The organism is Paenibacillus sp. NRS-1760 (assembly GCF_050467785.1).
GTDB lineage: Bacteria > Bacillota > Bacilli > Paenibacillales > Paenibacillaceae > Pristimantibacillus.
This window is the reverse complement of the sequence record NZ_JBITPK010000013.1, coordinates 410,873-437,643: the sequence shown is the minus strand read 5'-3', so window position 1 is coordinate 437,643 and position 26,771 is coordinate 410,873. Positions and strand designations below refer to the sequence as shown.

At 44.7% G+C, this 26,771-nt stretch carries 21 protein-coding genes and 1 pseudogene; 6 read left to right on the top strand and 16 right to left on the bottom strand.

The genetic code is table 11. The annotated features are described in order from the left end of the window. Window positions 1-30: 30 nt before the first annotated feature. From ACIFSR_RS17535 to ACIFSR_RS17525, 3 genes are all read right to left on the bottom strand, one after another. Window positions 31-843, bottom strand: a complete 813-nt coding sequence (locus ACIFSR_RS17535) for a helix-turn-helix transcriptional regulator (RefSeq protein ID WP_339202779.1) — start codon at window positions 841-843, stop codon at window positions 31-33. Further along, a complete protein-coding gene (locus tag ACIFSR_RS17530; RefSeq protein WP_339202781.1) occupies window positions 843-1,592 on the bottom strand; it encodes a phytanoyl-CoA dioxygenase family protein in 750 nt (249 codons plus the stop codon). The genes ACIFSR_RS17535 and ACIFSR_RS17530 overlap by 1 nt, the downstream gene beginning before the upstream one ends. A gap of 270 nt (window positions 1,593-1,862) precedes the next feature. Then, on the bottom strand, window positions 1,863-3,269 hold the full coding sequence (locus ACIFSR_RS17525; protein WP_339202783.1) for a sialate O-acetylesterase: 1,407 nt from the start codon (window positions 3,267-3,269) through the stop codon (window positions 1,863-1,865). Between the two features lie 263 nt (window positions 3,270-3,532). Here ACIFSR_RS17525 and ACIFSR_RS17520 point away from each other — a divergent pair, with 263 nt between their 5' ends. Continuing rightward, complete coding sequence (locus ACIFSR_RS17520) at window positions 3,533-5,026, top strand: stalk domain-containing protein (RefSeq protein WP_430058742.1); 1,494 nt, start codon at window positions 3,533-3,535, stop codon at window positions 5,024-5,026. A gap of 73 nt (window positions 5,027-5,099) precedes the next feature. On the opposite strand, the gene ACIFSR_RS17515 is transcribed toward ACIFSR_RS17520, so the two are convergent. Together ACIFSR_RS17515 and ACIFSR_RS17510 are read right to left on the bottom strand one after the other, a co-directional pair. Further along, the gene (locus ACIFSR_RS17515; RefSeq protein ID WP_430059336.1) at window positions 5,100-5,780 is read right to left on the bottom strand and encodes a vWA domain-containing protein; all 681 of its coding nucleotides are present in this window, start codon (window positions 5,778-5,780) and stop codon (window positions 5,100-5,102) included. Window positions 5,781-5,843: 63 nt separating this feature from the next. Further along, a pseudogene (locus ACIFSR_RS17510) lies at window positions 5,844-6,362 on the bottom strand (TerD family protein); the annotation flags it as partial. A 188-nt stretch (window positions 6,363-6,550) separates the two neighbouring features. Between ACIFSR_RS17510 and ACIFSR_RS17505 the strand changes: the two are divergent. After that, window positions 6,551-6,946 (top strand): hypothetical protein, encoded by a 396-nt coding sequence (locus tag ACIFSR_RS17505; RefSeq protein WP_339202785.1) that lies wholly within the window; start codon window positions 6,551-6,553, stop codon window positions 6,944-6,946. Window positions 6,947-7,046: 100 nt separating this feature from the next. Here the strand turns inward: ACIFSR_RS17505 and ACIFSR_RS17500 are convergent, their stop codons facing one another. After that, entirely contained in the window at window positions 7,047-7,856 is an 810-nt protein-coding gene (locus tag ACIFSR_RS17500) for a helix-turn-helix domain-containing protein (RefSeq protein ID WP_430059334.1), read from the bottom strand. A 106-nt stretch (window positions 7,857-7,962) separates the two neighbouring features. Between ACIFSR_RS17500 and ACIFSR_RS17495 the strand changes: the two genes are divergently transcribed. Next, the gene (locus ACIFSR_RS17495) at window positions 7,963-8,772 is read left to right on the top strand and encodes a phytanoyl-CoA dioxygenase family protein (protein WP_430058739.1); all 810 of its coding nucleotides are present in this window, start codon (window positions 7,963-7,965) and stop codon (window positions 8,770-8,772) included. 70 nt (window positions 8,773-8,842) lie between these two features. Here the strand turns inward: ACIFSR_RS17495 and ACIFSR_RS17490 are convergent, their stop codons facing one another. From ACIFSR_RS17490 to ACIFSR_RS17460, 7 genes are all read right to left on the bottom strand, one after another. Then, window positions 8,843-9,898, bottom strand: coding sequence for a glycoside hydrolase family 88/105 protein (locus ACIFSR_RS17490; protein WP_339202790.1), 1,056 nt, complete (start codon window positions 9,896-9,898; stop codon window positions 8,843-8,845). Between the two features lie 42 nt (window positions 9,899-9,940). After that, window positions 9,941-11,686 (bottom strand): hypothetical protein, encoded by a 1,746-nt coding sequence (locus ACIFSR_RS17485; RefSeq protein WP_430058736.1) that lies wholly within the window; start codon window positions 11,684-11,686, stop codon window positions 9,941-9,943. 130 nt (window positions 11,687-11,816) lie between these two features. Next, window positions 11,817-15,524, bottom strand: coding sequence for an Ig-like domain-containing protein (locus ACIFSR_RS17480; protein ID WP_339202793.1), 3,708 nt, complete (start codon window positions 15,522-15,524; stop codon window positions 11,817-11,819). Window positions 15,525-15,607: 83 nt separating this feature from the next. Further along, window positions 15,608-17,200, bottom strand: a complete 1,593-nt coding sequence (locus ACIFSR_RS17475; protein ID WP_430058733.1) for an extracellular solute-binding protein — start codon at window positions 17,198-17,200, stop codon at window positions 15,608-15,610. A 25-nt stretch (window positions 17,201-17,225) separates the two neighbouring features. Next, window positions 17,226-18,122: a carbohydrate ABC transporter permease gene (locus ACIFSR_RS17470; RefSeq protein WP_339202796.1), complete on the bottom strand. Its 897-nt coding sequence runs from the start codon at window positions 18,120-18,122 to the stop codon at window positions 17,226-17,228. A 2-nt stretch (window positions 18,123-18,124) separates the two neighbouring features. Further along, window positions 18,125-18,982: an ABC transporter permease gene (locus ACIFSR_RS17465; RefSeq protein ID WP_339209635.1), complete on the bottom strand. Its 858-nt coding sequence runs from the start codon at window positions 18,980-18,982 to the stop codon at window positions 18,125-18,127. Between the two features lie 352 nt (window positions 18,983-19,334). Then, window positions 19,335-21,659 (bottom strand): helix-turn-helix domain-containing protein, encoded by a 2,325-nt coding sequence (locus tag ACIFSR_RS17460; protein ID WP_339202798.1) that lies wholly within the window; start codon window positions 21,657-21,659, stop codon window positions 19,335-19,337. Between the two features lie 332 nt (window positions 21,660-21,991). Between ACIFSR_RS17460 and ACIFSR_RS17455 the strand changes: the two genes are divergently transcribed. Beyond that, the gene (locus ACIFSR_RS17455) at window positions 21,992-22,180 is read left to right on the top strand and encodes a sensor histidine kinase (RefSeq protein WP_339202800.1); all 189 of its coding nucleotides are present in this window, start codon (window positions 21,992-21,994) and stop codon (window positions 22,178-22,180) included. Between the two features lie 53 nt (window positions 22,181-22,233). Here the strand turns inward: ACIFSR_RS17455 and ACIFSR_RS17450 are convergent, their stop codons facing one another. Next, a complete protein-coding gene (locus tag ACIFSR_RS17450) occupies window positions 22,234-22,560 on the bottom strand; it encodes an antibiotic biosynthesis monooxygenase (RefSeq protein ID WP_339202802.1) in 327 nt (108 codons plus the stop codon). Window positions 22,561-22,790: 230 nt separating this feature from the next. Here ACIFSR_RS17450 and ACIFSR_RS17445 point away from each other — a divergent pair, with 230 nt between their 5' ends. Together ACIFSR_RS17445 and ACIFSR_RS17440 are read left to right on the top strand one after the other, a co-directional pair. Beyond that, window positions 22,791-23,561: a hypothetical protein gene (locus ACIFSR_RS17445; RefSeq protein WP_339202803.1), complete on the top strand. Its 771-nt coding sequence runs from the start codon at window positions 22,791-22,793 to the stop codon at window positions 23,559-23,561. A gap of 172 nt (window positions 23,562-23,733) precedes the next feature. Further along, entirely contained in the window at window positions 23,734-24,501 is a 768-nt protein-coding gene (locus tag ACIFSR_RS17440; protein WP_430058729.1) for a methyltransferase domain-containing protein, read from the top strand. A gap of 100 nt (window positions 24,502-24,601) precedes the next feature. On the opposite strand, the gene araA is transcribed toward ACIFSR_RS17440, so the two are convergent. Both araA and ACIFSR_RS17430 read right to left on the bottom strand, forming a co-directional pair. Further along, a complete protein-coding gene (gene araA / locus ACIFSR_RS17435) occupies window positions 24,602-26,092 on the bottom strand; it encodes an L-arabinose isomerase (protein ID WP_430058727.1) in 1,491 nt (496 codons plus the stop codon). A 308-nt stretch (window positions 26,093-26,400) separates the two neighbouring features. After that, complete coding sequence (locus ACIFSR_RS17430) at window positions 26,401-26,586, bottom strand: hypothetical protein (RefSeq protein ID WP_339202807.1); 186 nt, start codon at window positions 26,584-26,586, stop codon at window positions 26,401-26,403. Window positions 26,587-26,771: the final 185 nt, after the last annotated feature.

Sequence of the window (26,771 nt, the reverse complement as noted above, 5' to 3'; positions counted from 1 at the left end):
AAGTTCGCAGTGAATACCCTGCGAACTTTTTTATGCTTTGTCTATTTGATTGCCTTTCCATGAGAACTGCCTTACTTCGGTTGGTGTCTTCCCCATCTGCTTTTTAACCATCCTTGCAAAATGGAATGTTGATTTGAAACCGCATCTTATTGCAATCTCAGTAATGGATAAACCAGTATGGGTTAAATATTCAACAGCCTTTAACACCCGATAATGCCAAAGGTACTTAATCGGGGTCGTTTTTTCGCTCATTCGAAACAATCGAACAAGATGTTCTAGCGAGACACCTGCATGCTCAGCGAGCATAGTCAAAGTTAGTTCCTCGTGGTAAGTACTATGAATCAGACATTTCGCCGTTAAAATAGACGGATGAATTTCCTCAAGTGCTCGAGTCCGCGACATTTCAGAGACATATAACAGGATCGCTGACATACCCAAGCTGCGAAGCAGATCACTTTCGGATGGATGAGCATCTTGCACAGATAGCATTAAATCAGTTAACCGATTCATCTCCTCCGAAATGCGCTGACATAGCGGAAGTTCCTCGAAGTAATCTTTTTCCGTCTTGGATATGTCCTCAATATGAATAGATATCCAGCGATGCCAGGTTTCACCCTTGCCCCAGAATGTAAACTGTTCATGGTGCCCAGGCTTTAGCAGCACGACAGACCCAGGCGTTATCTCATGAACTTCATCATCAATCTCAATGCTCATCTCGCCCGAATGCAGCAGTACGAGCTGTATATCCTCTTGTACACGAGGGCCATAACGACCGTTAGCCGGATAAATAACTGTGCCTGCGTAAGCCGATTTGATTCTGTTGAACGTTACAGTATTAGCCATTAAATCAACGCATATTTCTCGCGCAGATCCTCACGCAATGTGACTGCTGAATCCTCGCGAATGTAATGACAAACATAAGAACGACGCCAGCGGTCCGTGCTCCGATTACGGTTGGAGGAATGAATTAATAGCTCATGGAAAAAAAGAATATCTCCTTTTTCCATAATAACAGGAATCTGTTGATTTAAATCGATGCCCTCTGTCTCGTCCGTCCATTCTTCATGCTCATCGACATTTTTCACCTTGCCATGCGGCAGAAGCCCAAGCTTATGCGTGCCAGGAATAACCCATAAGCAGCCGTTTTGTACATCTACCTGCTCTTCCATCGCAATCCAAGCGGCAACCATGGTCATTGGATCGTTTTTGATATAGTAGTAGTCCTGATGCGCAGCTTGACCAGGCGAACCCGGCTCTTTATAGAAGAACATACTTTGCACGCAAACGGCCTCCTTCTCCATCAGCTGAGCTAGAGCCCCCCTAACGATCGGAAGCTTCATCACTTGTCGCGAGAAGCTGTCATGCTGGTGCGGGTTGAATAGCCGAGTAGAATAGCGTGCTTTCTCGGAGGTGCGTGCCCAATCCGGCGTTTCATCAAGTGGCGTAGAACGCAGTTCATAAATATGTCTATTAAAAGCATCGATTAAATCCGCGCTGCAGCCTTTTTTGATAATAACAAATCCGTCTTTATGATATTGCTCCAGTTGTTCGTTAGATAGCGGCTTTAAAAGTTCGCTTTGTGTTGTAAGCATAATGATAATCCCCTCTCCATTATTCGAGTGTGATTGACGCTGCTTGCAGATGTTTTGCTATACTTGTATATTACTGCGCCGATCCTTCTTCAACAATGGCTCTGATTATCATCTTTGTGTCTGAAATTGATATATCCGTCATTCTAAAAAAAGACTGCTAACCTCAGCATTACCTGCTCGGTCATCAGTCCTTGCTTATTCGATTACAATTTTATATGCGTCTGTTTCTATTCCAACCGCTTTCTTTCACTGAAATCTGAAAAAAGTCGTTTATATTTCAGCAACCGTTTCCACATTGTAAAAAGCCAGCATCGGCAAATAAGTCCCCGTATCAATCAGCATCTGAGATGCCGGATTCGTCTGATATGCACCATGAACACTAAGTTTGCCGCTTGGCTTTCTCGATAATTTAAGCAACACTTCATTGCTCGATATAATTTTCCAGCCATTCAATAGAATAGCACCCTCTTCGTCCTCTATACCAAACAAATCCGCATGTGGATTTATCGCAAATAGTCGTTCCGATACATGCTTAAAGCGCAGCTTAATGGCATGTGAATCCGATTCATGTTCCTGTATGTAAATAGCATGTTCCAAATTAGGTGGGTACGCCTGCCGCTGTAAACCGTAAACCGCTTGCAATGCTATATTCGCCGCACGGCTCCCAATTATTAAATTTCCTGCAGGACTGTTGTGAATATCGTCAGACATCGGACAATCAAGAGAAGGTATGACAGAAACCGAAGGTATGGATATAGCAGCTTGCCGCTGTGCTTCGCGTACCTTCCCCCATTGTTTATCGTGATGCTCTTTGTCTTCTTGAATATTGGTGAAGCGGTTAAGCTGGACCGTTATAAAGGGAAGCTCAGTTATGTTCAAATCCTTACGCCAATAATGAACAACCTTTGAAAAACGCTCCAAGTAAGTATCGGCGCTTTCAGAATTGCAGTCGGAACTGCCTTGGTTCCATACCACGCCAGCCACTTTGCCGCCGCAGCGCTGCACCGTTTCGATCATATTTCGATAAAGATGACCTTCTTCATCAGGATTCCATGCACGAAGCGCTGAACCGCCAAGAGCCGTTTGTACGAAACCAATAGGATAATGAAGCTCATTTTGCAACAACTTGCCAAAATGGAGCCACGGACTATGTGCTGGATTTACCCACTCCATATTCACCTCATGGATCGTTGCCGTGGAGTCGTTGAACGGATGCGTTGCGAGATCCCACAATCCGTTATTTCTTAGCAAATGAACCCCTAGCATCGGACTATCTTCCACCGTTCCTCTTCCATAACCTGCCGCATTGCTTTGACCGGCTATGATCCATAGATCTCCGACACCGATATGATGGATCATATCTCCGCGAATCGCTCCTGAACCAAGTAGCGCATTCTGATCATGCTGCAAGCAAGTTTCTAACCGGTATAAACCACCATTCGGAACATGTAAGGTAACTCGCCATCCATTCTCACCAACCATTTCACATGGTGTCCAGCTTAATACATCACTGCCGTTATTCTCATGAACCACTCTTGCAAACACTTGGAATGGACCAATGTGCACTGCCTGGTCCACTTCCCAAATGCCCGATAACGCAAGCTTACCTCTTCCGTCTACTTGCTGAATAATTTCCCAAGCCACAGGACCTTTCTCCAAAAAAACGCCAAATGACATGATCAACAAAACCGCCTTTCCTAATCCGTTCTCCTTACAATAATACTCTTCTTCTTGAATGACTTATATAATAAGTTGGCAATTATTTCTTCATTAGCTGTTTCTTTATGCGCGGCCAAAAGTTTCAAAAAAAAGTGAAACAAAAAATGGGAATTTATCGTTTAGAATGTAACATACATCATCAGCATCTATACATTAGGACCAATTAAATACCCATTCAAACAATTGTAATCGCCTAATTGCAAAAAAAGGAGTGCTAACCTTTGAAAAAACGTATTTTCACGAAAGTATGCCTTGCGGTTTTATTAGCATTATCACTAACACCTCTCAGCCATTTAAAAGCTGCAGAAAGCAGTTCCAATTCGCTCGCAGGATTTACTCAGGTCGAAATGGCTGGTAACGTAGCATTAGCGTTAGACAATCAAGGAATGGTATGGGCATGGGGCAATAACTTTGCTGGTCAACTGGGAGATGGAACAATTGGTTTCAAATCGGCTGCGGTACCTGTATTCAGTGACGTTGCTAAAGTTCAAGTCACAGGCTTTTACAGCCTCGCGCTCAAAAAAGATGGTACAGTGTGGTTCTGGGGCGGGAACGGTGATGGCGTAAGCGGTTTTGATACCTATGATACAAACGCACAAGCTATTGTAACAAAACCTAAAATGGTTAATGGTCTTACAGATGTCATCGATATTGCTGCAAAAGAAGACCATAATCTAGCATTAAAGTCAGATGGCACGGTATGGACATGGGGGAACGGTGGATTTGGTCAATTGGGTCGCATGGACATCAGCGCCTATAAGCCTGAAGATTATCGCAAACGCGTCAGTGAACAAAATATTCCAAAGCAAGTTGCTGGACTAAAAGATATTGTCTCCGTCCACGCAGGAAGCTTCCTTTCAGCAGCAATTAATGCAAAAGGTGAAACTTGGATTTGGGGTCATTACAATGGATGGGGCAGCGATACAGGAGATTTGATGAGTCCATTTAAGCTACCTGGCATTTATGCTAAAAAAGTTTCTGCGACATGGGAAAAATCGATTATACTCGATACGGATGGTACGGTTTGGGAAATAAACAAAGGTTTAAAACTCAATAAACTTCTAACATCGGCTTCTGATATAAGCTGTGGAACATTTAGCTGCGCAGCACTTCATTCCGATGGAACGTTATGGGGTTTATATAATAATTCCAAGGATTTAGTTGATCCATCACCCATTGCAGGCATTTCAAATGTGAAACAATTTGCGATCCATTCACTTAATCAAGATTTTTTTATTATTTTGAAGGCAGACGGAACTCTATGGTCTAAACAACCATTCGGATATGGAACAGGCAGTGAAACCATTATGGACTATTACAATCAAATGAATATTCCTTCAAGTGAAATGGTTTCAAAGCTGCGCCAAGTGAAGAAAGCCATCACAGTAAAGCTCGACGGAAAGACGATAACGCTCACTTCTAATCCCTATATTTACAAAGGCGTTACTTTCGTTCCGCTTCGCAGTACATTTAATGAACTAGGTGCAAAGGTGGAATACGTAAAAGGGAAAATGACCATATCGGATGCTAACCATACACTGAATCTCACCATTAGAGAGAAAGAAGCATTTATCGATGGCAAGCCGATAACATTAGACTATCCTCCGATGATTATTGATACAATGACCATGGTTCCCTTGCGTTTTGTCATTGAAGGCCTTGATCGTAAAATTGATTGGGATCCTGATAATCGAGTTATTTCCATAAGCAAATAAACAAAAGCCACCAGACCTATTGATCTGGTGGCTTTGATTTTCCATTGTCGTTACTGTGAATAAAAAATGCTAATTAATTTGGTCTAACAATCCTCTTCGCTTTCGCAGCTTCCAACCAGCTCGGAAATTCGTTTAATAGCTGATCATACAATAATTCATCAGAGACAGCTGCTATATCGTCCAAATGTATAAAGTTTGCGTTATCGACAATCCGGCCTTCCATGGTGTCTAGCTTCTTCAACACTTCAAAATCGGAATGACCAATGCCAACGAACTGCCAGAAAATCGGCTGTACCGCTGCGGCAGTAATGACCTTTTTAATCGGTTTTACGACACCGCCATCATTAATGAATATAATAAATACTGGCGTGGCCGCTTCCTCTTCCACCGTATATTTACGAATGACATCTTCCATAACTGGAGGTTCATTGTTGCGGCCAAACTTATGTATGTTGTTATTATCCACTATTTTCCGCTCAACATATTGATCAAAATCTTTTTCTGAAACAGAAGGCAATCGGCTAAAATGAGTATCATAAACCCAAACATCGAGCATCCCGTTGTCATCAAATTTACTGGCAACTGCGAGAATTCGTTCCACTACTTCCTGCACGGTGCCATTTCTGTATAATGGCTGCATAGAACCTGAAATATCAAGTACAATACCTACTCTAGCCGCAACACTCGTTAATTTTTTCTTCTCCAACGTAATTTGAACGATCTTTTTCCGCAAATCAATGGATGATAAAGTCATTTCGGCTGCAGCAGCTGCTACTTCTGCTTCGTCCCTCTCAATCTCTAGACCAAAGCTTGTACATAACGCTTCAAGCCCTCCGTAAAAACCGCTCCCTATTGCATTAAACTTCCACTCACCGTTATATCTATACAATTCACCGACTACTACAGCCGTTTCCTTTGTAAACGCCAAACTATAATCAAATCGGAACAACTCTTCATCTGTACTTCCATTTACTAGTCGAATATACAAATGCGATGCGTTTTGCATAAAATGGCCAAGCCGTTCACCCTCATGGATCGTCACTGTAAAAGCTATTTTTTCCGTATTTTTGCTCAACCGCTTCAGGTGTATCGTGATTGCTTCCTTGTCACCGCTCTTCTCTGTCACATCATGCGAAATCGAACCATCGTGTGCTTGTGGATTACCATAAAAGATAAAATGTTCATCTCTCTCGCAGATATTTCGATCAGATAATAGAAAAGCAGCAGCATCGATGCTCATCGATGATTGTCTAGTCGTCCAACCAAATTGAACTCTCACAGATGTAAGTTCGCGTCCTCTAGTGATATCTACCTTTTGACCCTTCGACAATAACATGCATCCCGCTCCATTTCGATTTAACTCGTATTCTTCACTCTATTATCTACGAAACTATGGCTAAAGTCCTCCTCCAAACTATCCATTTTTTTCAAATTGTTCGTTTACAAAAAGATATAATTATTATAAAATTCTTTATAACGAACATTAAGTTCGCAATTAGAGCGGGGACAGGAGGTGTTGATGTCATGTCCAAATTCAAAAAAATCTTATCACTTACTTTGCTGATCACCATCTGTATGTATCCTGCTTCCGCATTTGCTGCATCCAGTAAAGAACCATACGATGAAAAGAAAGGTTTCTTATCAAGTATCTTGTCTGTGTTCTCCATTACGAAAAGTACAAACAACAGCAACAACAGCAATAATAATAAGCAAAACAACAACAAGAATAATAATAACAATAATCATTCAAACCAACCAAGCAAAAATAAGAACGACAAAGATTGGGACAAGAAAGGCTGGTTTGACTGGTTCGACAATGATGATTGGTTCGACAATGATGATTGGTGGGATGATATCTGTTGGTGGGATAAGCATAAGGACGATTCATTCAAAATTTGGGAGCGATATTATTGTTATTGATACCAGTTTGCCCGGTAACCGTTGGTTAAAACCAGCGGTTATTTTTTATTTATCCTCCATAAGGAAATTTATATGGCATTTATTGTCGAAATAGATTCGCTCAAATCGTATAAGCTTTCCGATAAGAGGACGGGTTCATGCCGAACGATTTCTTGAAGCTTTTGCTCAAATGATGCTCATCCGTAAACCCGCATTGCTCCGCTATTTGCGCAAGCGTTAATGAAGAATTGACTAGCATAAGCTTAACCTTATCCATTCTTAGATTAGCGGCGTACGAACTTGGTGTCGTTTGAAATTCCTGCTTAAACAGCCTGGTCAATTGCACTTGGCTGAGGCCAAGCTCCATCGCGATCGTCTTCAAGGAAACGCCCTCTTCCGCTTGCTGCTGAAGCATATGTACCACACGCTGCAAGACCTGGTTCTCGCTATATAAATAATTTATCTTACGATTCATGCTTTCAATCTGATAGACATACATCAAATCCCTTAACAGATGTTGCTTGTATTTCAGCGCCAGACTATCCTTCACATAACGAGCTTCGCGAAGCAACGAAAGTGTAGAACTCATTCTTTTTTTGTTGAGTAAAATAAGCTTTCCTGTAGGGGGCAAAGTGGTGTTGTCCTCCCCGGCAGCGCTATCTGCATTCCCCCACTGAAACCCGATGAGATGAAATGACAAGCCATCTGTTTTGCGGTAAAAGGTCATATGGGGCGGACAAAGCACCATCTCCCCTTTTACGGCTCTCTCGCTCCTCGATTTTCCCATTCTATACTCAAAGCCGCCCTCTTCAACAATGAATAAAGCCCAGTGATCGTAAGTATCCTCTGTCTTCTGAAAATGTGCAGCATCCTTCACAAACACATGGTAAATCAGCTCAGGCTCGCGAAACCAAGGCTTGTCCAATTCCATCATCCCTTTTATGAAATTATTTACAAGTAATTCGATTATTCTATACATTATACTACGAAAAATCGTCGCATATAATTAAATTAAATACAAGAAGGAGGAGAGGCTAATGAATACAGCTTCGCTAAATATTCAAGAATTAATGAGCCGTTTTCATGAACAAGGATACTTGGTTTTACCCGATATACTTTCACAGGAAAAGGTATCCCTCCTGAATGCAGCGATCGATGAGGTCCTTGCAGAGGAGGAAGATACGTTTGCTCATAATATTTATAACAGCGTCTCTCGGCACACTGAAATTGCCTCATTGATCGATCACGAAGAAATCCTTCCCTTAATCGTTAATTTGCTTGGACATAATATTCAGCTGCATATTTCTCATCTAACCGTGAGAAAACCTAATCCAAATGATATAAAGACGGCTTCCCACAGCTTTATCGATTGGCATCAAGACGGCCCTCATCCACAGTTTCCGGTTATTGCAGGCTTAACGGCTACTTATTATATAAAAGTCTGTTACATTTTGAGCGATATGACAAAGCCGAACCGCGGCAATACAAAGGTTATTCCGGGCAGCCACAGGCAGCCCTATAATCCGAACCATAAGGATGTGCGCCAGCAATTGGATGGCGAGGTACAAGTGTGCGGAAAGCCGGGTGATGTATTTATTTTCGCACAAAATTTATGGCATGCCGGATCGATCAATCAATCCGAATTTACAAGAAGGCAGCTCTTTCTCGGCTATAGCCCGATCTGGATGCGTCCAATTGACTATCATCAGGCAGACGAGCATCTATTAAAGGATGCCGATCCGATCCGCCGTCAACTGCTTGGACAAATCAGCGACAATAAATTCAAATTTTATGTCCCGGAAGAATCGATGGTACCGCTCAAAAAGATGGTTATCGACAGCGTCTGATAAAGCCGAAGCTGGGCACACATAAGGACCGTTTGCTCACCTCATCGTGATGCAAACGGTCCTTTAACAATCAGCTTGAGATGTCCGATAGCTCCGACAGCAGCATAAGTACGAGTCCCTGCCCATAAAGCGTTGGATAACAAGCGATCTCATTGTAAGCTTCGATTGAAGGCATGATAGGCGTCCCGCCTGACACGCCCATGACTTCCCCGCTCGGCTTTATTTTAAGAAGAATAGCTTCTGCCGCAAGGTAGGCAGCATTCAAATAATCCGCATCGAGCAAGCCTTGACGTACCGCTTTCACAATGCCGCAAGAAATGCCGGCGCTGCCCGACGTCTCCGAATAAAATTCAGGACGGTCAAGCACCGTTGCCCATAGGCCTTCCTCATGTTGAAAGCGAATAAGGCTGCGCATGAGCAATTGATAACGTTCGAGCGTTTCCTTCGGAACAACTGCTAAACCTTCCAGCTCTTCCACTATCATCGGCACCGCCACCGCTATCCACGCATTAGCTCTTGTCCAGCGGGCAGCCGAAAGATGGTTCCGTGCCTCCGAATTCCAGCCATGAAACAGCACACCCGTATCCTCATCCTGCAGCAGCGTTAAATGCAGCTCCACCTGACGTACGGCCTCTTTCGCATAATCCACATTCCCAGTGAGTTTCGCAAGTTTAGCCAAGAACAAAACCGCCATAAAAATAGTATCCACCCATACCTGCTCCGGGAATTTCACATTTTCCGTAACCGTATGCTCGAAGGCGCCTTCCCTTGTACGGGGCGCCTCCGTCATCATCCATTGTCCAATCCGCTCTGCTGTCTCCAAAAAAACAGGGTCATGCGTATGCTCATAAAGCGCTGGAAAAACCGTATATGGCGCCATCGCATTGATGACTCTGACCTTCTCCGCAAGGTGTAAATTATTTTGCGACCATTTTATTAACTCCGTCATCGTCTCTGATTCACCTGTAAGCTCATAATAAGACAGCATCGCAATGACGCCGACTCCCGGCACCCAGTCCCAATGGTTCAAATCCATGCCCCAACTACCGGAATGATCCTCAAGCATATAGTGATATACACGATCAGCCGCCTGCTTCACTATTTCCCGCGATAACTTCGTTTTCATGCCCGCTCCTCCACCTCCATAAAATGATGCAGCTTCACCGTTTTAAGCTGATGGTGATGCTGCAGGCTTCAATGCTAAGGATAGCTTAATAGGATCATCAATGGTTGCGGCAGCATTCTGTTTGCTTGCAAAAATAGCTGCTACAGCATTATCATAGGCCTCTACTATAATTTCCGGCTCTGCTTCACCAATTACTAGCGAAAAAAGAAAAGCTGCTTTGCCCATCTTCTCAAAATCAATTGTACTGTCCTCTACTGCATGTAAAATATGGTCGAAGCAAAAGCTGCTGCTGTTCCTCGCGAGCTCCCACTTCCAATTGTCTTTTTGTTTATCGTCATGCTCATCCGTCCCTGCACCAAATGCCGTAAACAAAATACGCAGAGCAACTTTGCAGTCACCGATTCTAACCTCCGCTCTTTCCCCGCTCACTTCCGCGTCTACATTATCCAAGCAGCCGCCAAGCTCTACCCGAATTCGCAAATCAGATACAGCTATGCAGCCATTTATTCGATCAAGGCTCGGATGAGTATCTCCTCCATCAGTCAGAAAACGGATACCGAGCAGCAGTCTGCTCCCCTCTACTCTACTGTTCAGTACAGCTGAGCAATAATCATAACCGTCATGCAGGACACGCAGCTTCAAATAGGCCGCCTCTCCACCATTATCAAAGAAAACAAGCAGCGGCCTTGTTTGATTCCACATAATTTCCTCGCTGGACACACCAATCGCAAAGGAAGGGGTCATGTAGGTTGTTGCCCACTTTTCCTGCCCAGTCTGTTCATTTCTAGAATAGAGCTGCTGGAGCAGCCTTTCCTCAGACTGTGTGAAAAATGGATAATACTTGTGCGGACAACAAATCCCGCTCCCAAACCACTCCGCATCATACGGCTGTTCATTCTCAAATCTAAAAACAACCCTTTCGTTTGTTGCGATTTGCAAAAATGACTTCGTCATATCCGATAGCAGTGTACTGTAGCTACGGCTGTGCGGGCCGGACCACTGCTTCGTCGCTGGATGAAAATGCTCTGCTACCATGCGCCATGCGCTATCGAGCAAATCTTCCGCAAACGCTTTAGCCTGAGCGCTCGCCGTCATCGTATAAATTTTGGAAAGTTCGGTGATGGCGATAACCGTATAAGTCGGACTGTTAAACTCATGAAACGTCCCTAGCTGATTCGTAAATGCATGGAGCTTTTCCAGCCTTCGAATACCGTAATCGGCCAATTCTGGCTCAGCGTATGCTTCGCCCGCGATAAGCGTGACCAAAGCACCCATTAGTGCGATATTCGTATAATTTGGACCAACATCCCGCTTCATAATGGCATTGCATGCGCAGAAGACAGCTTGACGGATCAGCTCTCGCAGTTCCATAGGCAATCTATCTCCATGCCGCACTTCGATTTGAACGAGCTGTTTACCGCAAAAATCAGCCCAGTTCCAATCTGGCGGGGACATTTCCGTAAGCGGCTCCTCGTAAAACCATGACCATATGCCATACGTTAGGTGTTTAGGATTTTGGTCTTGCAGCGAAATCACTTTGCGTATGACTTCATAAGCTCGCGTGGTATAATCCGGCAAACCGCTGTCAAGCAAAGCCAGTGCATAAAGAAGAGAAGGATATGTAGGGTGAACAAGCGGGAACTCCTCAGCCGTAAGCGTCGTATGGTAGCCGGGACTATGAAAGGGCAGCTTAAGCATGTTGACTTCCGGGTCAAAAAACGACTCCCAGTGATGGATTTTTCCGAGCAGCAGCGGCTTATGATCCATTGGATTGTCCGTCTTATCCATATATCCCATCCTCTCAATTACGGTATCCTAGTTTGCGCCAATGAAGTGATAGAGAGCAGACCGCCATTAAGGCGAACTGCTCATCTCCTGCCTTTCAACCTGTATCTATTAAGCTCCGTTCTCTGGCGATTTAGTCAGTTGGCGCCGGAGTCACTGGATTCGAAGGTGCTTCAAGCTTTCCCGACTCTGGCGTTTCACTAGGTACTGGCACTTCCGTTTCACTAGGTTCTGGCGTTTCTGTTGACCCCGGCTCCACGATCTCAGTAGGCACAGATGTCTCCACCTCCGAGTCAACGACTGGAGCAGCTGTGACTGTAACGATGCAGCTGGCTGTAAATAAACCATCCATCGTCGTTACCGTTATCGTTGCCGTACCCACTCCGACAGGCGTAACTTCCCCTGCATTTACTGTCGCAACATTCGGATCGCTTGTTGTCCACGTTACCTCTTTACTCGCAGCATTCTCTGGCGTCACCGCTGCAAGAAGTGCAACTGCAGGGTCACCCGCATTCATCTCAAGTAGGCTTTTGTCAAGCGTCACACCGCTAACGCTTGCTGATCCAGCCTCGCCAATCAACATAGGCTTAAATAGTTTAGACTGTTTATTGGACCCAATGCCTCCGCCCCACTCCAGCCATCCTTTGCGTCCATTGCCGTCATTCTCATTCACAAGAGCGGACAAGCTTAAAATCCCGTCACTCGGAACAATCGGCGACAATTCCGTCCAAGGCAATGCGAGCCGATAGATCGTATCCTTGTTTGTTTCATCTCTCTTAATCTGGAGCTGGCGATTTGTAACCGGTCCGGTCAATACGCCACTCATCGCCATCCACCGATATAATTCCGGTCCGTCTGGCGTCAGCGCCATTCCGTATTCATACCATTCCGCCGCCTCTCCCGGCGTTCCCAAAGAAATAGCGAATTGAATGCTGTCTCCGCTCCAAATCGCATCTCCTGATTTGGTTTGCGAGAATAGATCGTCATGGATCTTTGCCGACAGATAGAGGTGGTCATTATCATACGTAACCCATAGTTTACCGCTCAAATCCTCAGGCCCATTATGCGGTACCACTCTTGAATGTCCTTCCTCAAACAGGTCGATGCCAGGGAGATCGGTTACATCGTCCAGCGCCCCATCCACCTGCACCGTGCGGTTAACGATGGGCGTCATACTTGCGACAGCGATATTGTTCAAGTTGCCTGAAGAAGACAGTACGGTGCCATCATCCAAATAGACGGTAAGCTGGTGAGGCGTTAAAGTTCCCTCTTGCAGTGCAGGTATTGGAAGATCAATTGTATAATCCGTAAAACCAGGCAGCACCGTATTATAAGCTTCTGATTCGGTGTTCGCACCCACCTGCCAATCGATCTGTGTCAACCGCCTATCGACCGGTTTTGTATTATCGATTCGAACTCTCAGGAAGTTGCTGCCCTCCTTCAGCACATGTTTGACAGAAAGCTCCTCTGATTGCTTGATCACCACTGTATTTTTTAACGCTCCGATTTTTTTGCCGCCAACGACAAGCTCCGCCGTCGCTGTGTAGCTGCCAGGTTGACCTATTCCTTGAAATACGACAGGATAGGTGCCGACCGAAGAAGCCTGTATATGTTCAAAGGATCCTTGCAATTGAATGCGAGCGCTTAGTGGATTCCAAGATGATGCTTTGTATACGGATAACGTTACGCTGATAGGATCACCGGTAAAGGAAGGCTCGCTCTTAAGCCTATATTTGCTTCCTTGAATGACTTTATCGATTTTCCCTTGGATGAATAGAGGTTCGCTTGAAGCCGTAATGTAAATTTCCCCGTCCTTCGGCGTATAGGTAGCTGAACGGCCCATCATGTCCGTTACGACCAGCGGTCCATTTGTTTTCAAAGTCAGATCGGTTTCGGTATCCGTCCCTGACCAAAGCACATGAATCGATTTCTGGCCCTTCTTAAATTTATAGCGATAGATGCCGTTCGTAATCTCCTGACCGGTTAAGCTTGCGCCAGTCAACTGCCGCGCTACTGTCGCTAACGCCACATAACCCGGTTTTGGCGTATACGCGCCGAGCGGATCACCGCCATTATGAATAATACCGAAGTTATGCTCGTTATATTTCTTATCCGTTCCGTCGTCCATCAGATCGTACCAGAAGATTTTCTCCACTCCTGCTGCCATGCCAAGTACATAGGTGCGAATCAAATAGGCAGCCTGTGTCCTCTCATCCACCCCGCGGGGGTCAAGCTGCGTCGGCCATCCAATTTCCGAGAACCAGATGGGTTTCGTCTGTCCGTCGTTATAGGTTTTCACCAGTTGATTTAACGAGGCTACCTCGTTAAGCAGTCCTTCCGGCTTGTCGGGATAACGGTAAGGATGTACGGATAAGGTGTCCATGTAGTTTAACCCTCCGAGCTGGAACAAATCTTCAAGCCACTCGGCTGGAATGCCTGCGGTCGCGCCTCCAAGCACATTCAGATCAGGGCGCACCGATTTGGCAGCCTCATAACCTGCTTTCATTAGATTGAAGTATACATCGGGCTGTGATGCAGCCGGCCCATTCCCTCCAAATCCGGGCAAGTTGAACTCGTTCCACATCTCGCCCCATTTGATTTGGCCTCCGAATCGGTTCAGTACGGATTTTGTATAATTCGCATAGGCGGCGTGAGCTTCTGCCGAATAAGGCGTTTGGAAATTATCATAAAATTGATTGGAAAAAGCGAAGGTCATCAGCGGATCGATGCTGTTCTCCAGTAGCCCCTCCATATAGAGTGTAAATTTCGGGTTATAGGTGTAGCTGCCTTTTTTTAGTTCGATCTCAGACCAAAACATCGCATCCCTCACGCTTTTGGCTCCTGCATACTTGACCAAAGGAAGCATCTCACGGTTCCAGCTATGTGCAAAATGCGTCTGTACGCCAAACGGTGATGCCGTCACTGCTGTCAAATCAAACGTTGGCACAGCCGCGAATGTCGTCTCTGTTGTTTTAAGCAAAGTTCCCGATTGATAAGCTGATAGTTTTAAACGATAATAGCCATCTGATTGTACCGGCACCTCAAGCCTGATCTTGCCTCCGGTAACCGGCGAACTTCCAGTTGAACCGGGCTCTCCCCAAGCATCATAAGTTTGCCATGTGACGGTATCTCCCGTCGTTAATACATCAAAAGTGCCTTTGTTTGCACCAGCAAATACGTTGCCAACCTGCGTTTGTGCGATGGCTAAATCAGGAACAGTCACCTTGATTCGGAGATCGTCGAACCATACCGAGCCGCTCTTAAGCCCCGTGCGCAGTCCCGCCCGTGCTACCTTGATCGTCATCTTCTTAAGTGATGGATGAAAGGCTCCGTCATTGGCGCCTCCCCAGTGCGTATATTCGCTGCCGGCATTAAAAGCATTCACGGTAACTTTCTGCCAATCCGTTGTCGGCTGAAGCACCAGCCTTTGCGAGTGGTTTTGGTTCGTTCCGTCCATTAGTACAATATAAATCGATGCAGCGTCCGCAGTTTTCACCCAAAAGGATAAGCTTACCGCATCCGCCGGAACTATTCGTTTCGTCAGATACCGCTCCAGTGCAACGTAAGAGCCGCCGCCATTAAAATCGCCAGCCACCTTGGCCGAGGATAGACCTGTTTTGAATACAGACTGATCTCTTGTAAAGCTTCCTTGCGCCCCGGGAAATTCGGCACCCAGCAGGAAGTCCCATACTTCGTCGGAGCTTTCATAATCGCCTGCTTGCAGCTCTGCGACCACCGCTTCTGCAGCTGCTGCATGTTCATTTTTGCCAAACGTACCAGTTGCCGTCATGATCAATGCAAAGACGAGGAATAATGAAAAAACTTTTTTCATGGTCATCATTTTCCATCCATCCTTTGCTACTCGGATCGGCGATTAACCCTTCCCGAAAAAGTAATGACCGCATTCGGGAAGGGCCTTCCCCTCTACTTCAGATGCTCTTTGTTCGTTTCATACCACTCCTGCACTAACTTCTCTACATTTTCACCGCCCAAACGCTTCCATTCCTTGCGAATATCCTCCATTCCACCCTGCGGCGTAAGCGCGCCTCCTCCAGTAACGATTTTGGCTTCAATTTGCTGCGCAATCGGAGCGAAGGTAGCAATCAGTTGGCTGACCTCAGGCAGATCAGGATTATAGGCAATGTCCCGTCTGTATTTATTTTTCATCGCAATCTCAAGACCTGCTGCTTTAAGCACGGCCTGCTCTTGTGAAATCGGATCCTGCGCCGCCATCACCGCATACCATTCCGGCTTCGGATCCCATTCGTTCAAGATCGCATACTCTCTTGCATAGAACACTTCCTTCTTGAATTTATCAGCGTCGGTCTTCTGCGGAACTTCTCCCACGAGCTTATAATGAACGTCCTTCTCACCGATTCTGAGCGGCTCCCAGCCCTTCTCCAGCATCCAGTCCAAAAATTTGACGCCTGCTTCGATTTTGTCCTCCTTCATATTCGTATTAAAAGCGATATACATATTGGCCGGCACTTCCTGATAAAGGCCATTTTTTCCATACTTCGAAGCAACAGGCTCCAAAGGCACCACTTTTGCATCCGGCATATTTTTCTTCAAATCTACAAACTCTGCGCCCATTGACCATGAGCCAAGATAAATACCCGACTTGCCTGTCGTCCAAAGCTGCAGCGAGCGTTGAAAATTCGTATCCGTAATGTATTCCTTATCGATTAATCCTTCGTCAAAAAGCTGCTTCTGCAAAGCAAGCGAATCGGCATATCGATCCAGTATCCGGCCGAACGTGAGCTTGCCATCTTCCAGATACCATTGGTTCTCGTTATTGAAGAAAAGGGCTCTTAAAATTTGCACTCCGTTGTAATTAAAGGTGATTGGAACCGTGTCCGCCGTGCCGTTGCCGTCCGGATCGCCCTCTTTGAACTTGCGTGCAACCTCAATTAATTCTTCAACTGTTGTCGGAGCTTTCAAACCCAGCTTATCCAACCAATCCTGACGAATCATAATGCCATGATTGGCTATCGTTTCTTGTCCGCGCGCACTTGCGACCGCATACATTTTTCCATTTATCGTTAGGAAGGGTTTAAGTTCTGGATGCTTAGCCAAATAAGCTTTGTACGTTGTGCTGTATTTTTCGATATATTCGTCGATTGGCTGAATCGCTCCCTGTGCAGCGAGCTGGCTAATATAGCTGCGGTCATATTCCCATATGAGATCCGGAGCCGTGCCCGATGCAATCAGCGTGTTTAATTTTTGCTGTACCTGCGTACGCGGCACGGGTACCCATTTGACCTTTGCAGGAGCATTCTCATTGATCCACTTCGTCCAGCGGTTGTTTTCGTAGCTGCCTTCCTCCGATGACACTTCGCCCCGGTCAAGGATAGATACGCTAATCTCTTTCTTTTGCTCTACCACTGGAGCTGGCGCATCCGATTTATTCGGTGCAGCAGAAGGTTTAGTCGGCTCGGATTTCCCCGTGCAGCCAACCAGCAGTACAACAATTAAGCTAGCCAGCATGATCAAGTTACCGATTTTGTTCCCTTTCATCAAATACATCATCCCCTTTTCCTTATTAACCTTTAACCGAACCGATCAAGACACCTTTTACAAAATGTTTCTGAAGGAACGGATATACGCATAGAATAGGCGTGACCGCAATGACGATGGCCGCAGCTTTGATGCCTTCGGGCGTTAACAAGATTTGCCCCGCACCCTCGCTTCCCCCAGTATTGTTAAGCAGGCTTGCATCCACTTGATTAATCATCTGATACAGCTTCACCATTAATGATTGTGACGTCGTTTTTGTTATATAAAGAAGAACGCTGAAATAGGAGTTCCACCAGCCAACGGCGTAGAACAGCGACAAGGAGGCGATGATCGGCTTGCATAGCGGAAGCATGATTTGCATTAAAACCCGCCAATCTCCAGCTCCGTCCATAGCAGCCGACTCTTCAATTTCATCCGGAAGGCCTTCCATGAACGTTTTCATCACAAACATGTTATACGTGCTGATCAGCCCAGGAAGCCATAATGCCCAGTAGGTGTCCATTAAGCCCAGCGTCTTGACGAGAATGAAGCTCGGAATGATCCCAGAAACGAATAACATCGTGAACGTAACGAACATTAGCAGCCCGCTGCGTCCCATCAAGCGGCGTCTTGAAAGCGGATAGGCAGCCAGTATCGTCATGATCATGTTCAACGCGGTACCAACAACCGTGATCAAGACCGTATTTCGCAAGCCGATCAAAATTTGTCCGTCATCAAAAAGCCGATCGTAAGCGTGCAGATTGAATTCAATTGGCCACAGCATCACTTCTCCCGCTGTAATTGCCCGGCTGCTGCTAAAGGATGCTGCCACCTCATACCATAGCGGGAACAGGGCGATTAAGGACGAGAGGCCAAGAAACGCATAAAGGATGATTTTGCTAATCGATGACAGTACAAAAGCTGCGGCAGCATTCCTTTTCACCGTTACCATAACCCCCTTTCGCCGAACTTTCGGATGATCCCGTTAACGCCCACGACTAGAATAAAACCAATCAAGGACTGGAATAACCCAAGCGCTGTCGTGTAGCTGTAATTCATATTTTGCAAACCGACCCGGTATACGTAGGTGCTGATGACATCCGCTACGTCCAGCACGGATTGGTTTTGAAGCACCAGCGTTTGCTCAAGGCCAACATCCATCATATGCCCCATCCGAAGAATCAATAAGATGGCTATCGTGCTGCGAATGCCGGGAAGTGTAATATGCCAAATTTGCCGCAGCTTGTTTGCACCGTCGATTTTGGCTGCTTCATAAAGCTGGGGATCAATCGAAGCCATCGCTGCTAAATAGAGAATCGTCCCCCAGCCCGCTTCGCGCCAAATACCGGATAACGTATACACAACAGGCCACCAAGTCGAATCCGCCATAAAATAAACGGGCTCGATGCCAAATTGTTTTAGAATCAGATTCACGACGCCTGTGCTCGGCGATAGGATCGCAATAACGATTCCGCCCAGCACAACCCAAGAAATGAAGTGAGGCAAATACAATAGGTTCTGGACCGTCCTTTTGTACCATTCTCTGCGTACCTCATTAAGCAGCAAGGCAAGGAGGATAGGTACCGGAAAACCAAACACGAGACTATAGATGTTCAGCAGCAGCGTATTTCTAAGAATTCTCCAAAAATCCAAGCTTGCGAACAGCATTTGAAAATGATGAAAACCTGCCCATTCGCTTCCCCATATTCCATCAATAAACCTGTAATTTTTGAATGCGATAATTTCGCCCGCCATCGGTGCGTATTTAAAGATGACATAAAACAAGATGACAGGCAGAAGCATCAAATATAAGTGACGATCCCGCTTAAGCCGTATCCAAATCGTCCTCCCCCCCTTTATGTTCCGTCTACAATTCGATCGTACACAAAGCTCGGGAAGCTGAATATAGACATGTTCTGTGCCAGGTGTCTTTTATTGTGAAATGGGCCAGTCGCCTTTCTTGAACAGGTTCATTCTTTTGCTGTGACACGGAAGAAATCCCGCCATTACAAGTAAAAACCCCTACAACTTCTGGATGTTGAAGTAGCTTTGACGGAGAAATATAAGCCTTTTATAAGCTAACAAACTTATAGATACTCATAGTACAAGGAAAAAACCGGGGCAACGCCTCCGCTTAGGAAGTGTGCCACCGGTCTTACGTTCGCTCTGTGCCTTGCCCTGTTTGTTTACTGATGGCATGCTCGCGGAACTCTGTCGGTGTCATCCCTGTAAATTTTTTAAACGTCCGCAAGAAGCTGCGGGTATTCATATATCCAATCGATTCGGCGATATCGTTCACCTTTTTATCCTTGTTAGCGAGCAGTGCTTTCGAGGCGTCAATTCGAATTTCGATTAGATAGTCGATAAAATTTCGCTCGGTGTATTCTTTAAACTGCTTGCTAATATAGGTTGGGCTCAAATGAAACTGTTCAGCGAGCCGATCGAGCGACAAATCATTTTCATGGTAATGGGCTTGAATGTAGGTAAGCATCCGCTCAATCGTGTCATTTTTCCCTCTCAGGCTTCGTTTGCTTGTAAGCTTAGCAGCTAGCTCCTCAAGAACAGCCAGGACGAGGGCCTCTGCTTGCTTCCAATCCTCACTATGCTCAATCTTCTCATAAATGCTGTCCAAGTTGCCCATCGACTCCTCGGGACCGATTCCGATTGCATCCGCAACCTGCAGCGCCTTCACGATTAAATCGAACGAAAACTGGCGGATGAGGTCAGGAGGCAAGCCTAGTTCCACCGCCTTCTCAAAGGCTTGGTGCACATCCTCCTTTATTTTATCTGTATCCGTCTGCTTGAGCGCCTCCATAATTCGAGTAGCCTTCCGATTCAAACGGTAATAGTCTTGACTGTCCGGCGGTTGCAAATCCTCGATTGAAATGACGGAATGGCTGCCAAAAAGCATCTTGTAGCGGAGCGCCTTGCGCGACTCGCCGTAGGAGCTTTGAATATCGCCGAGTTCCTTGACTCCTCTGCCTACACCCACCGTAGCGACTAATCCGAATTGCTTCTTAATCACCTCAAGTATCCATTCCAAAATTGCGAGCGCGCGCAAATGGTTTTGTTCCGCTTCGCCCTCTGCGAAACTAAAGACAAGCGCCGCTCGTCCGCCGCCTAAATCGATTGCGACTCCAGCATCCTCTTTGCCCATCATCTCCTCCGCCACGTTGCAAAACACATACGTATACAACGTTTCATCACGCGGGCTTAAGCAGTCTTCTGGTTTCGCAATTTCTGCCGTACATACAAGGTAGCGCTCTGAATAGAGCTTAATGCCTGTAAATTCAAAGTGATGCCGCAAAGCTTGGTAGTCCGTTCGGTAGCCGGTCAGCATATCCATAATCAGTCTCCATTTGAGTACGGATTTGGAATCCCGCACATGCTTCTCCAAGTGCTCCCGATTCTCCATCATTTGCTCAAACACCGTCTCCAAATAAGTGAATCCCGCCGTATCAAATCCGCGCTTCTTATCTGGCTGGTAGGTCCCTGAAAGCTTGCTAACCAGTCGATCAAGCGGCTTGAAGGTTAATCGATTGATGTAGAACAATACAATTAGCGCTAGAACGATCATTACGCCAGCCAATATGAACAGAAGATTGCGGGTAATCTGAAGCGGCTCGTAAATTTGTGATTCCGGCATGATGCTGACCATTTTCCACCCCGTATAGGCGGAAGTCCTGTAAAATACGGTTTGCGGGATCCCGTCCAGCTTGACTGATAGGGAGCCGCTGCCTTCTGCTGAGAGTACGTTTTTCATATAGGGCAATTGCTTTAAATTTTGGTAAAGGAGCGTTTTGTCATCGTGGCTGACAACTTTTCCATCTGCGTCGAATATAAACAGATGGCCAGCCGAGCTTTCCTCATAGACCGATTTAATCATATCGTAGAGAACAACCTCGTTAATGTTAACGGCAACGATGCCGTTACGATAACCGGGACTGCTGAGCGTCGGGTAGGAGCGCACCAGTGTCACAACGTCTTGAGTCGTCGTTCCATCCCACACCGGATGGGTCGTCATCCACTTGAAATAACCCGGCATGTCCATATAATCAGCCAGCCAGTTGTCTAACGATGAAATATCGTTCATATAAGCCTTTTCGGTTAAAATATCGCCGTTTACAGCAGAGTAAACAAAAATGGATGAGAATGTGGGATTCGCGTTAATAAAGTTTTTTAATTTTGTCGTAAGCCCATAATAGTTGCTGTATTTTTGGGCATCGTCATTGTAGCTATCCAGCATGAAGTAGACAAATTCGAGCTCTTCCATAAGCGCGAGCAAATCTTTCTCGGTTTGACGGAACGCCACTTCAATCTTTTGGTCTACTTGCTTGAGTAGAGCGAGATTCGTATTGGTCAGATCGGCCTCAAGCGGACCAACCGTACCCCGGTAGGACAACCAGAAGGTTAAGACAATAATCAGCAGAAATGTGCTTCCGTAAATGATCATCACTTTTCCCGAAATGCTGGATTTCATTCAAAACCTCCTCACGGGATGCAGCTTGTTCATTACTATATGCATCATATGAGTCTGGCATTATACATTCATAGCTTCCTCTATCAACATTGAATACAAATTCTTCTGCTTGTATAAAAACCGTGGAAGGGTATCCTACTCGCCTTAAGCGATATGGAAACTTCCAAAATGCAAAAGCTAATTGATTCGTTCAGCAGTTAATTATTAGTTATGATTTCTTAAATACGAATCAATTTGTATCTATTGCACATGAGCTAGAGTGGCATATTAAGCCGTTTTAGGGAGGAACGCTGTGCAATCAAATAGAAAATTACAGCCACTTTATCGAAATATTGAATGCAGATGATGGGATCGGAATGGACGAAGAAGAATTGGGGCAACTGTTGGATGGGAAGTATAACGAACAACGAGGAATTGGTTTATTGAATACGGATCGCCGATTAAAACAGTTATATGGTCATGGACTTGTCATTACAAGCAAGCTTAATTTTGGAACCAAGGTATCATTCCAGATTCCCTAAAATGAATAAATAAAAAAAGCGACATTGCCCACCAAGGGTAAGTCGCTTTCTGTTTATTTGCCAAAAGTACCTGATTTGATTTTTTTTACATCATACATATTTACCGATGAATCAACGATATATGAAGGACGCTGCTCATCTTTTTTGTTCCGATGGCCAGCAATATGGACGGGATCTTTCTCCCAATTTTTCCAAGCTTCATCAGACTCCCAACGGATCATAATAACAACTTCTTCCGTTTCTTTTGCTTTTCTATTCACCATAATATTAATATCGATAAGACCTTCCTTGCCGTCAATATAGCCCTCTTGCCCAAAATTGTCGACAACTTGCTGTGAATTTCCCTTTTCCACTACAATTGATCTCAATTGAATGAACACAGAAATCCCTCCTATATCATTTTAAAAACTACCACTTAACTGTATCGATAACGATTCTCATTGTCAAATGTACATTGTTAAAATGTTCCTATTCAGGTCGCATATTTTTCTTCTCTCCCCTTCTGATTTAAGGAAACGACTAAAATTTTATTAATCGTCAGCAAGTAACGACTAACATGTCAAAAAAATGATAAAATAGATGATGATAATACCAAAAAGGCGGAGATTACATGGGACATCCATTCATTATTGAACCGATATCGTACATTAGCTTCGAAAACGAAGCAGAGCAAATAGAAAAATGCAAGGAATGGGGTTTGCTTTCTGAGAAGGCTGCCAAAACAAAAGTATTTTTCTATAAAGGAAACGGCATGAATCTCGAATGCATTATTATTGGATATGTAGATAAAATGACTGCTGTCATTTCGTTTGAAAATGAACAAAAGCATTGTATCCACCCCTCCTACTTAAAGGAAATGCAAGCTTCTAGTTATGGCCAGAAGACTTCCAATGCAGTAGAAGAGATTGCACCTGCACAAGAGATTGAAGCTGATAAAAATGACGTTCTGCTAGAAACATCACAAAATAATGATGCAGCAGCGATTTCGGAGACGATACCAGCGCCTGATTCAGTAGAAAAAGTACATAAAGCAGCAGCAGCTCCAAAAGAAAAAACGAAAAAAGAAAAGGCGCCAAAACTGCAGCTCCCTGAAGATAAGATCAAGATGGTTGCAACAGTAAAAGAGTTTACGACTGTACCTAACAATTTTTCTGATACAGATGACGAGGTTGTTATTTACAATGCAGTAGCCATTCAAGATCCTGCTATGGAGATCGGCGATGCTTGGTCCAGCCATAGCGCTACCCTCAAAAAGCTTGAGCTGGAAATCGGCGATATCCTTCATTTTGAAGGAAAAATAGTCGCTAAAAAGCTTACTAAGCACCCTGTTCCTTACAAAATCAATAACCCTGCAAAAATTCAAAAAGAAAAATCAGAATAAACCCATTCATAGTTGAGGTATACTTTGAGCTTTGCTTCTAACCTACAGGAGTAAAGCTTTTTTCTGATCGAACTTTATAGTTTCAAACTATAAAATAGATAGGAATAATATATTTTACTTATATATAATCTTTGTGTGAGAATAGGTTTACCAATAGTTAGGGGATGATATTATGCCTTCCGGCCAATTTTGGGAAACCGAATTATATGACAACAAACTGGGTTTTGTATCTGAGTACGGGAAGGAAGTTGTAGAATTATTAAGTCCTGTCTCAGGCGAGAAAATATTAGATGTAGGGTGTGGCACCGGAGATTTGGCCTATGAAATATCGAAAACGGGAGCAACAGTTGTAGGCATGGATTTTTCTGCGGAAATGATTGAAAAAGCACAAGTGAAATATCCAACCATTCATTTTTTCACTGGAAATGGTGAGCAGTTTCAGTTAGATGAAACATTTGATGCTGTATTCTCTAATGCGGCATTGCATTGGATGAAAAATGCGAAACAAGTGGTTGAAAATGTGTGGAATGTGCTAAATAGCGGCGGCAGATTTGTTGCTGAGTTTGGAGGCAAAGGAAATGTTAATCGAATAGTAAAAGCAACAACAGCTGTGCTTGATGAGGATTATGCTATTGATGCAGAAAAGTTAAATCCTTGGTTCTTTCCGAGCATTTCAGAATATAGCGCTCTACTTGAACAACAAGGCTTTCGTGTAACTTATGCCATTCTTTTTGATCGGCCTACGAAGATGGAAGACGGTGAAGAAGGACTAAATCACTGGTTATCTGGTTTTGCAAATCATTTTTTCGCTAATGTATCGGAAGAAGATAAAAAGTTGCTATACGCTAAAATAGCCGCAAGAGTAAGAAATGATTTATTCCATGATGGTACATGGGATGTGGATTATGTGCGGATTAGAGTAAAAGCTATTAAGCCATAACTTTAAAGCCCCTATAAATAGAGAAAAAGACTGCTGCTTAACCTTGTACGGTTTTAAGCAGCAGTCTTCTCTATTAAGAAGCAATCAGATGATAGGATGATTAACGAATACGATAGCTGAGATCGTTCCAACGAAGCTCGTTGCGAACACTGCGTACCGTTGAATGCTTATCGATTACTACGGTTTCAATGCCAACTTGATCCGCCCAGTCTACAAGCTGCTCAGTCGTTACGACATATGAGAATACGGTGTGATGAGCGCCGCCAGCGTAAATCCAGCTCTCTGCTGCATCTCGAAGCGATGGTTCTGGTTTCCACAACACACGAGCTACTGGAAGCTTCGGCATTTCATGAGTAGGCTTCACTGCATCCACTTGGTTAATGATCAAGCGGAAACGATTGCCTAGATCGATGAGTGAAGCATTAAGCGCAGCACCAGAGCGTCCATCGAATACAATCCGTGCTGGATCCGCTTTGCCGCCGATGCCAAGCGGATGAACTTCGATTTTTGGACGGCTATCCGCTATTGTAGGACATACCTCAAGCATATGTGATCCAAGTACGAGCTCGTTGCCTTCTTCTAGATGATAAGTATAGTCCTCCATAAATGAAGTACCTTTGTTATTGGCAATCAGCTTCATCATGCGAGTAAGTGCAGATGTTTTCCAGTCGCCCTCGCCACCAAAGCCGTATCCTTGCTCCATCAAGCGCTGAACTGCAAGACCTGGAAGCTGCTTCATGCCATGCAAATCTTCAAATGACGTAGTAAATGCGGAGAAACCGCCCTCTTGTAAAAATGCTTTTAGGCCAAGCTCAATACGAGCCTGCTCGCCAATGGAAGCCCATGAAGCTGCATTGCCGCGTGTCTCGGTCGAAATATCGTACTGCTCGTTGTATTCCTCAAGCAGCTGTTTTACTTCTGAATCTGAAACCTCATTCATACGAGCAACAAGATCACCAATGCCATAACCATTAATCGACCATCCGAATTTGATTTGCGCTTCAACTTTGTCGCCTTCCGTAACCGAAACTTGACGCATATTGTCTCCGAAGCGAGCAACCTTAAGATGACGGCCTTCATTAACTGCAATTGCCGTTCCCATCCAGCTGGCAATGCGGGAACGAGTAACGCCATCCTCCCAGTGACCCGTAACGACTTTGCGCTCAAGGCCTAGTCGGGCGAAAATATGGCCGTATTCTCGGTCGCCATGCGCGGATTGATTCGTATTCATAAAGTCCATATCAATCGTTTCCCAAGGAATATCACGGTTGAATTGAGTATGAAGGTGTAGTAATGGCTTACGCAGCTCAGACAACCCATGAATCCACATTTTTGCAGGTGAGAAGGTATGCATCCAAGTGATGATGCCTGCACAGTTCTCGTCCGCTTTCGCTTCTAAGCAAAGCTTGTAAATTTCTTCTGGAGTTGTTACTACAGGTTTAAATACAATTTCGGATGAAATAACAGAATCATCATTCAACGCCGCAGCAATAATACGTGAATGCTGTGCAACCTCTTCTAATGTTTCTGGTCCGTACAAGTGCTGGCTTCCGGTAACAAACCAAAATTGATAGGGCTTAACTTGTAACATGGAATGGTTCCTCCTCAAGTTTTGCGAATGATAAACAGCTTCGTAAGCATTCGCTTCAAGTTTTGCGAATGCAAAACAGCTTCGTAAGCATTCGCTTTAAGTTTTGCGAATGCAAAACAGCTATGTAAGCATTCACCGAGTATTAAACGTATTTTTAGAGATAACGCCTCTCCTCAACTTGTACGGACATTAGTGCTAGTTATCACTGGTATGACGATGCACTTGTACATACAACTTGACTCACGTTTATCATACTCCGAACCATTAATGTTTTCAATATGCAGCTCCTATAAAATTTCTTAAGTGATTCAAATTTGTTCCAGTCGGTATGTATAGCCGCAAAATGAACAACGAAATAATACGCTTTTATCGCCAACTTTGATAGTAAGCCTCTCATCGTCCTCTATTTCAATAAACTCTCTGCCCTGCTCGTCCCGATCTCCCGTAGCAAACATTACTGTTTTATTCCCGCACTCGCACTCAAAACTCATCATGATATTGTTGCTCCTCTATTATTGTAGATTTACTAAATTATGCTCTTTTTTACACTGATTTTTGCTCTGTCAGCAACAGCATTTACTTATTTGCTGTAATAAACAGCCATTTTCATAACTTACGAATAAATACCAGCCTCTAAATGCGTCGGTTTCATTGCTTCATTGTGTTAGCTTCGATATAA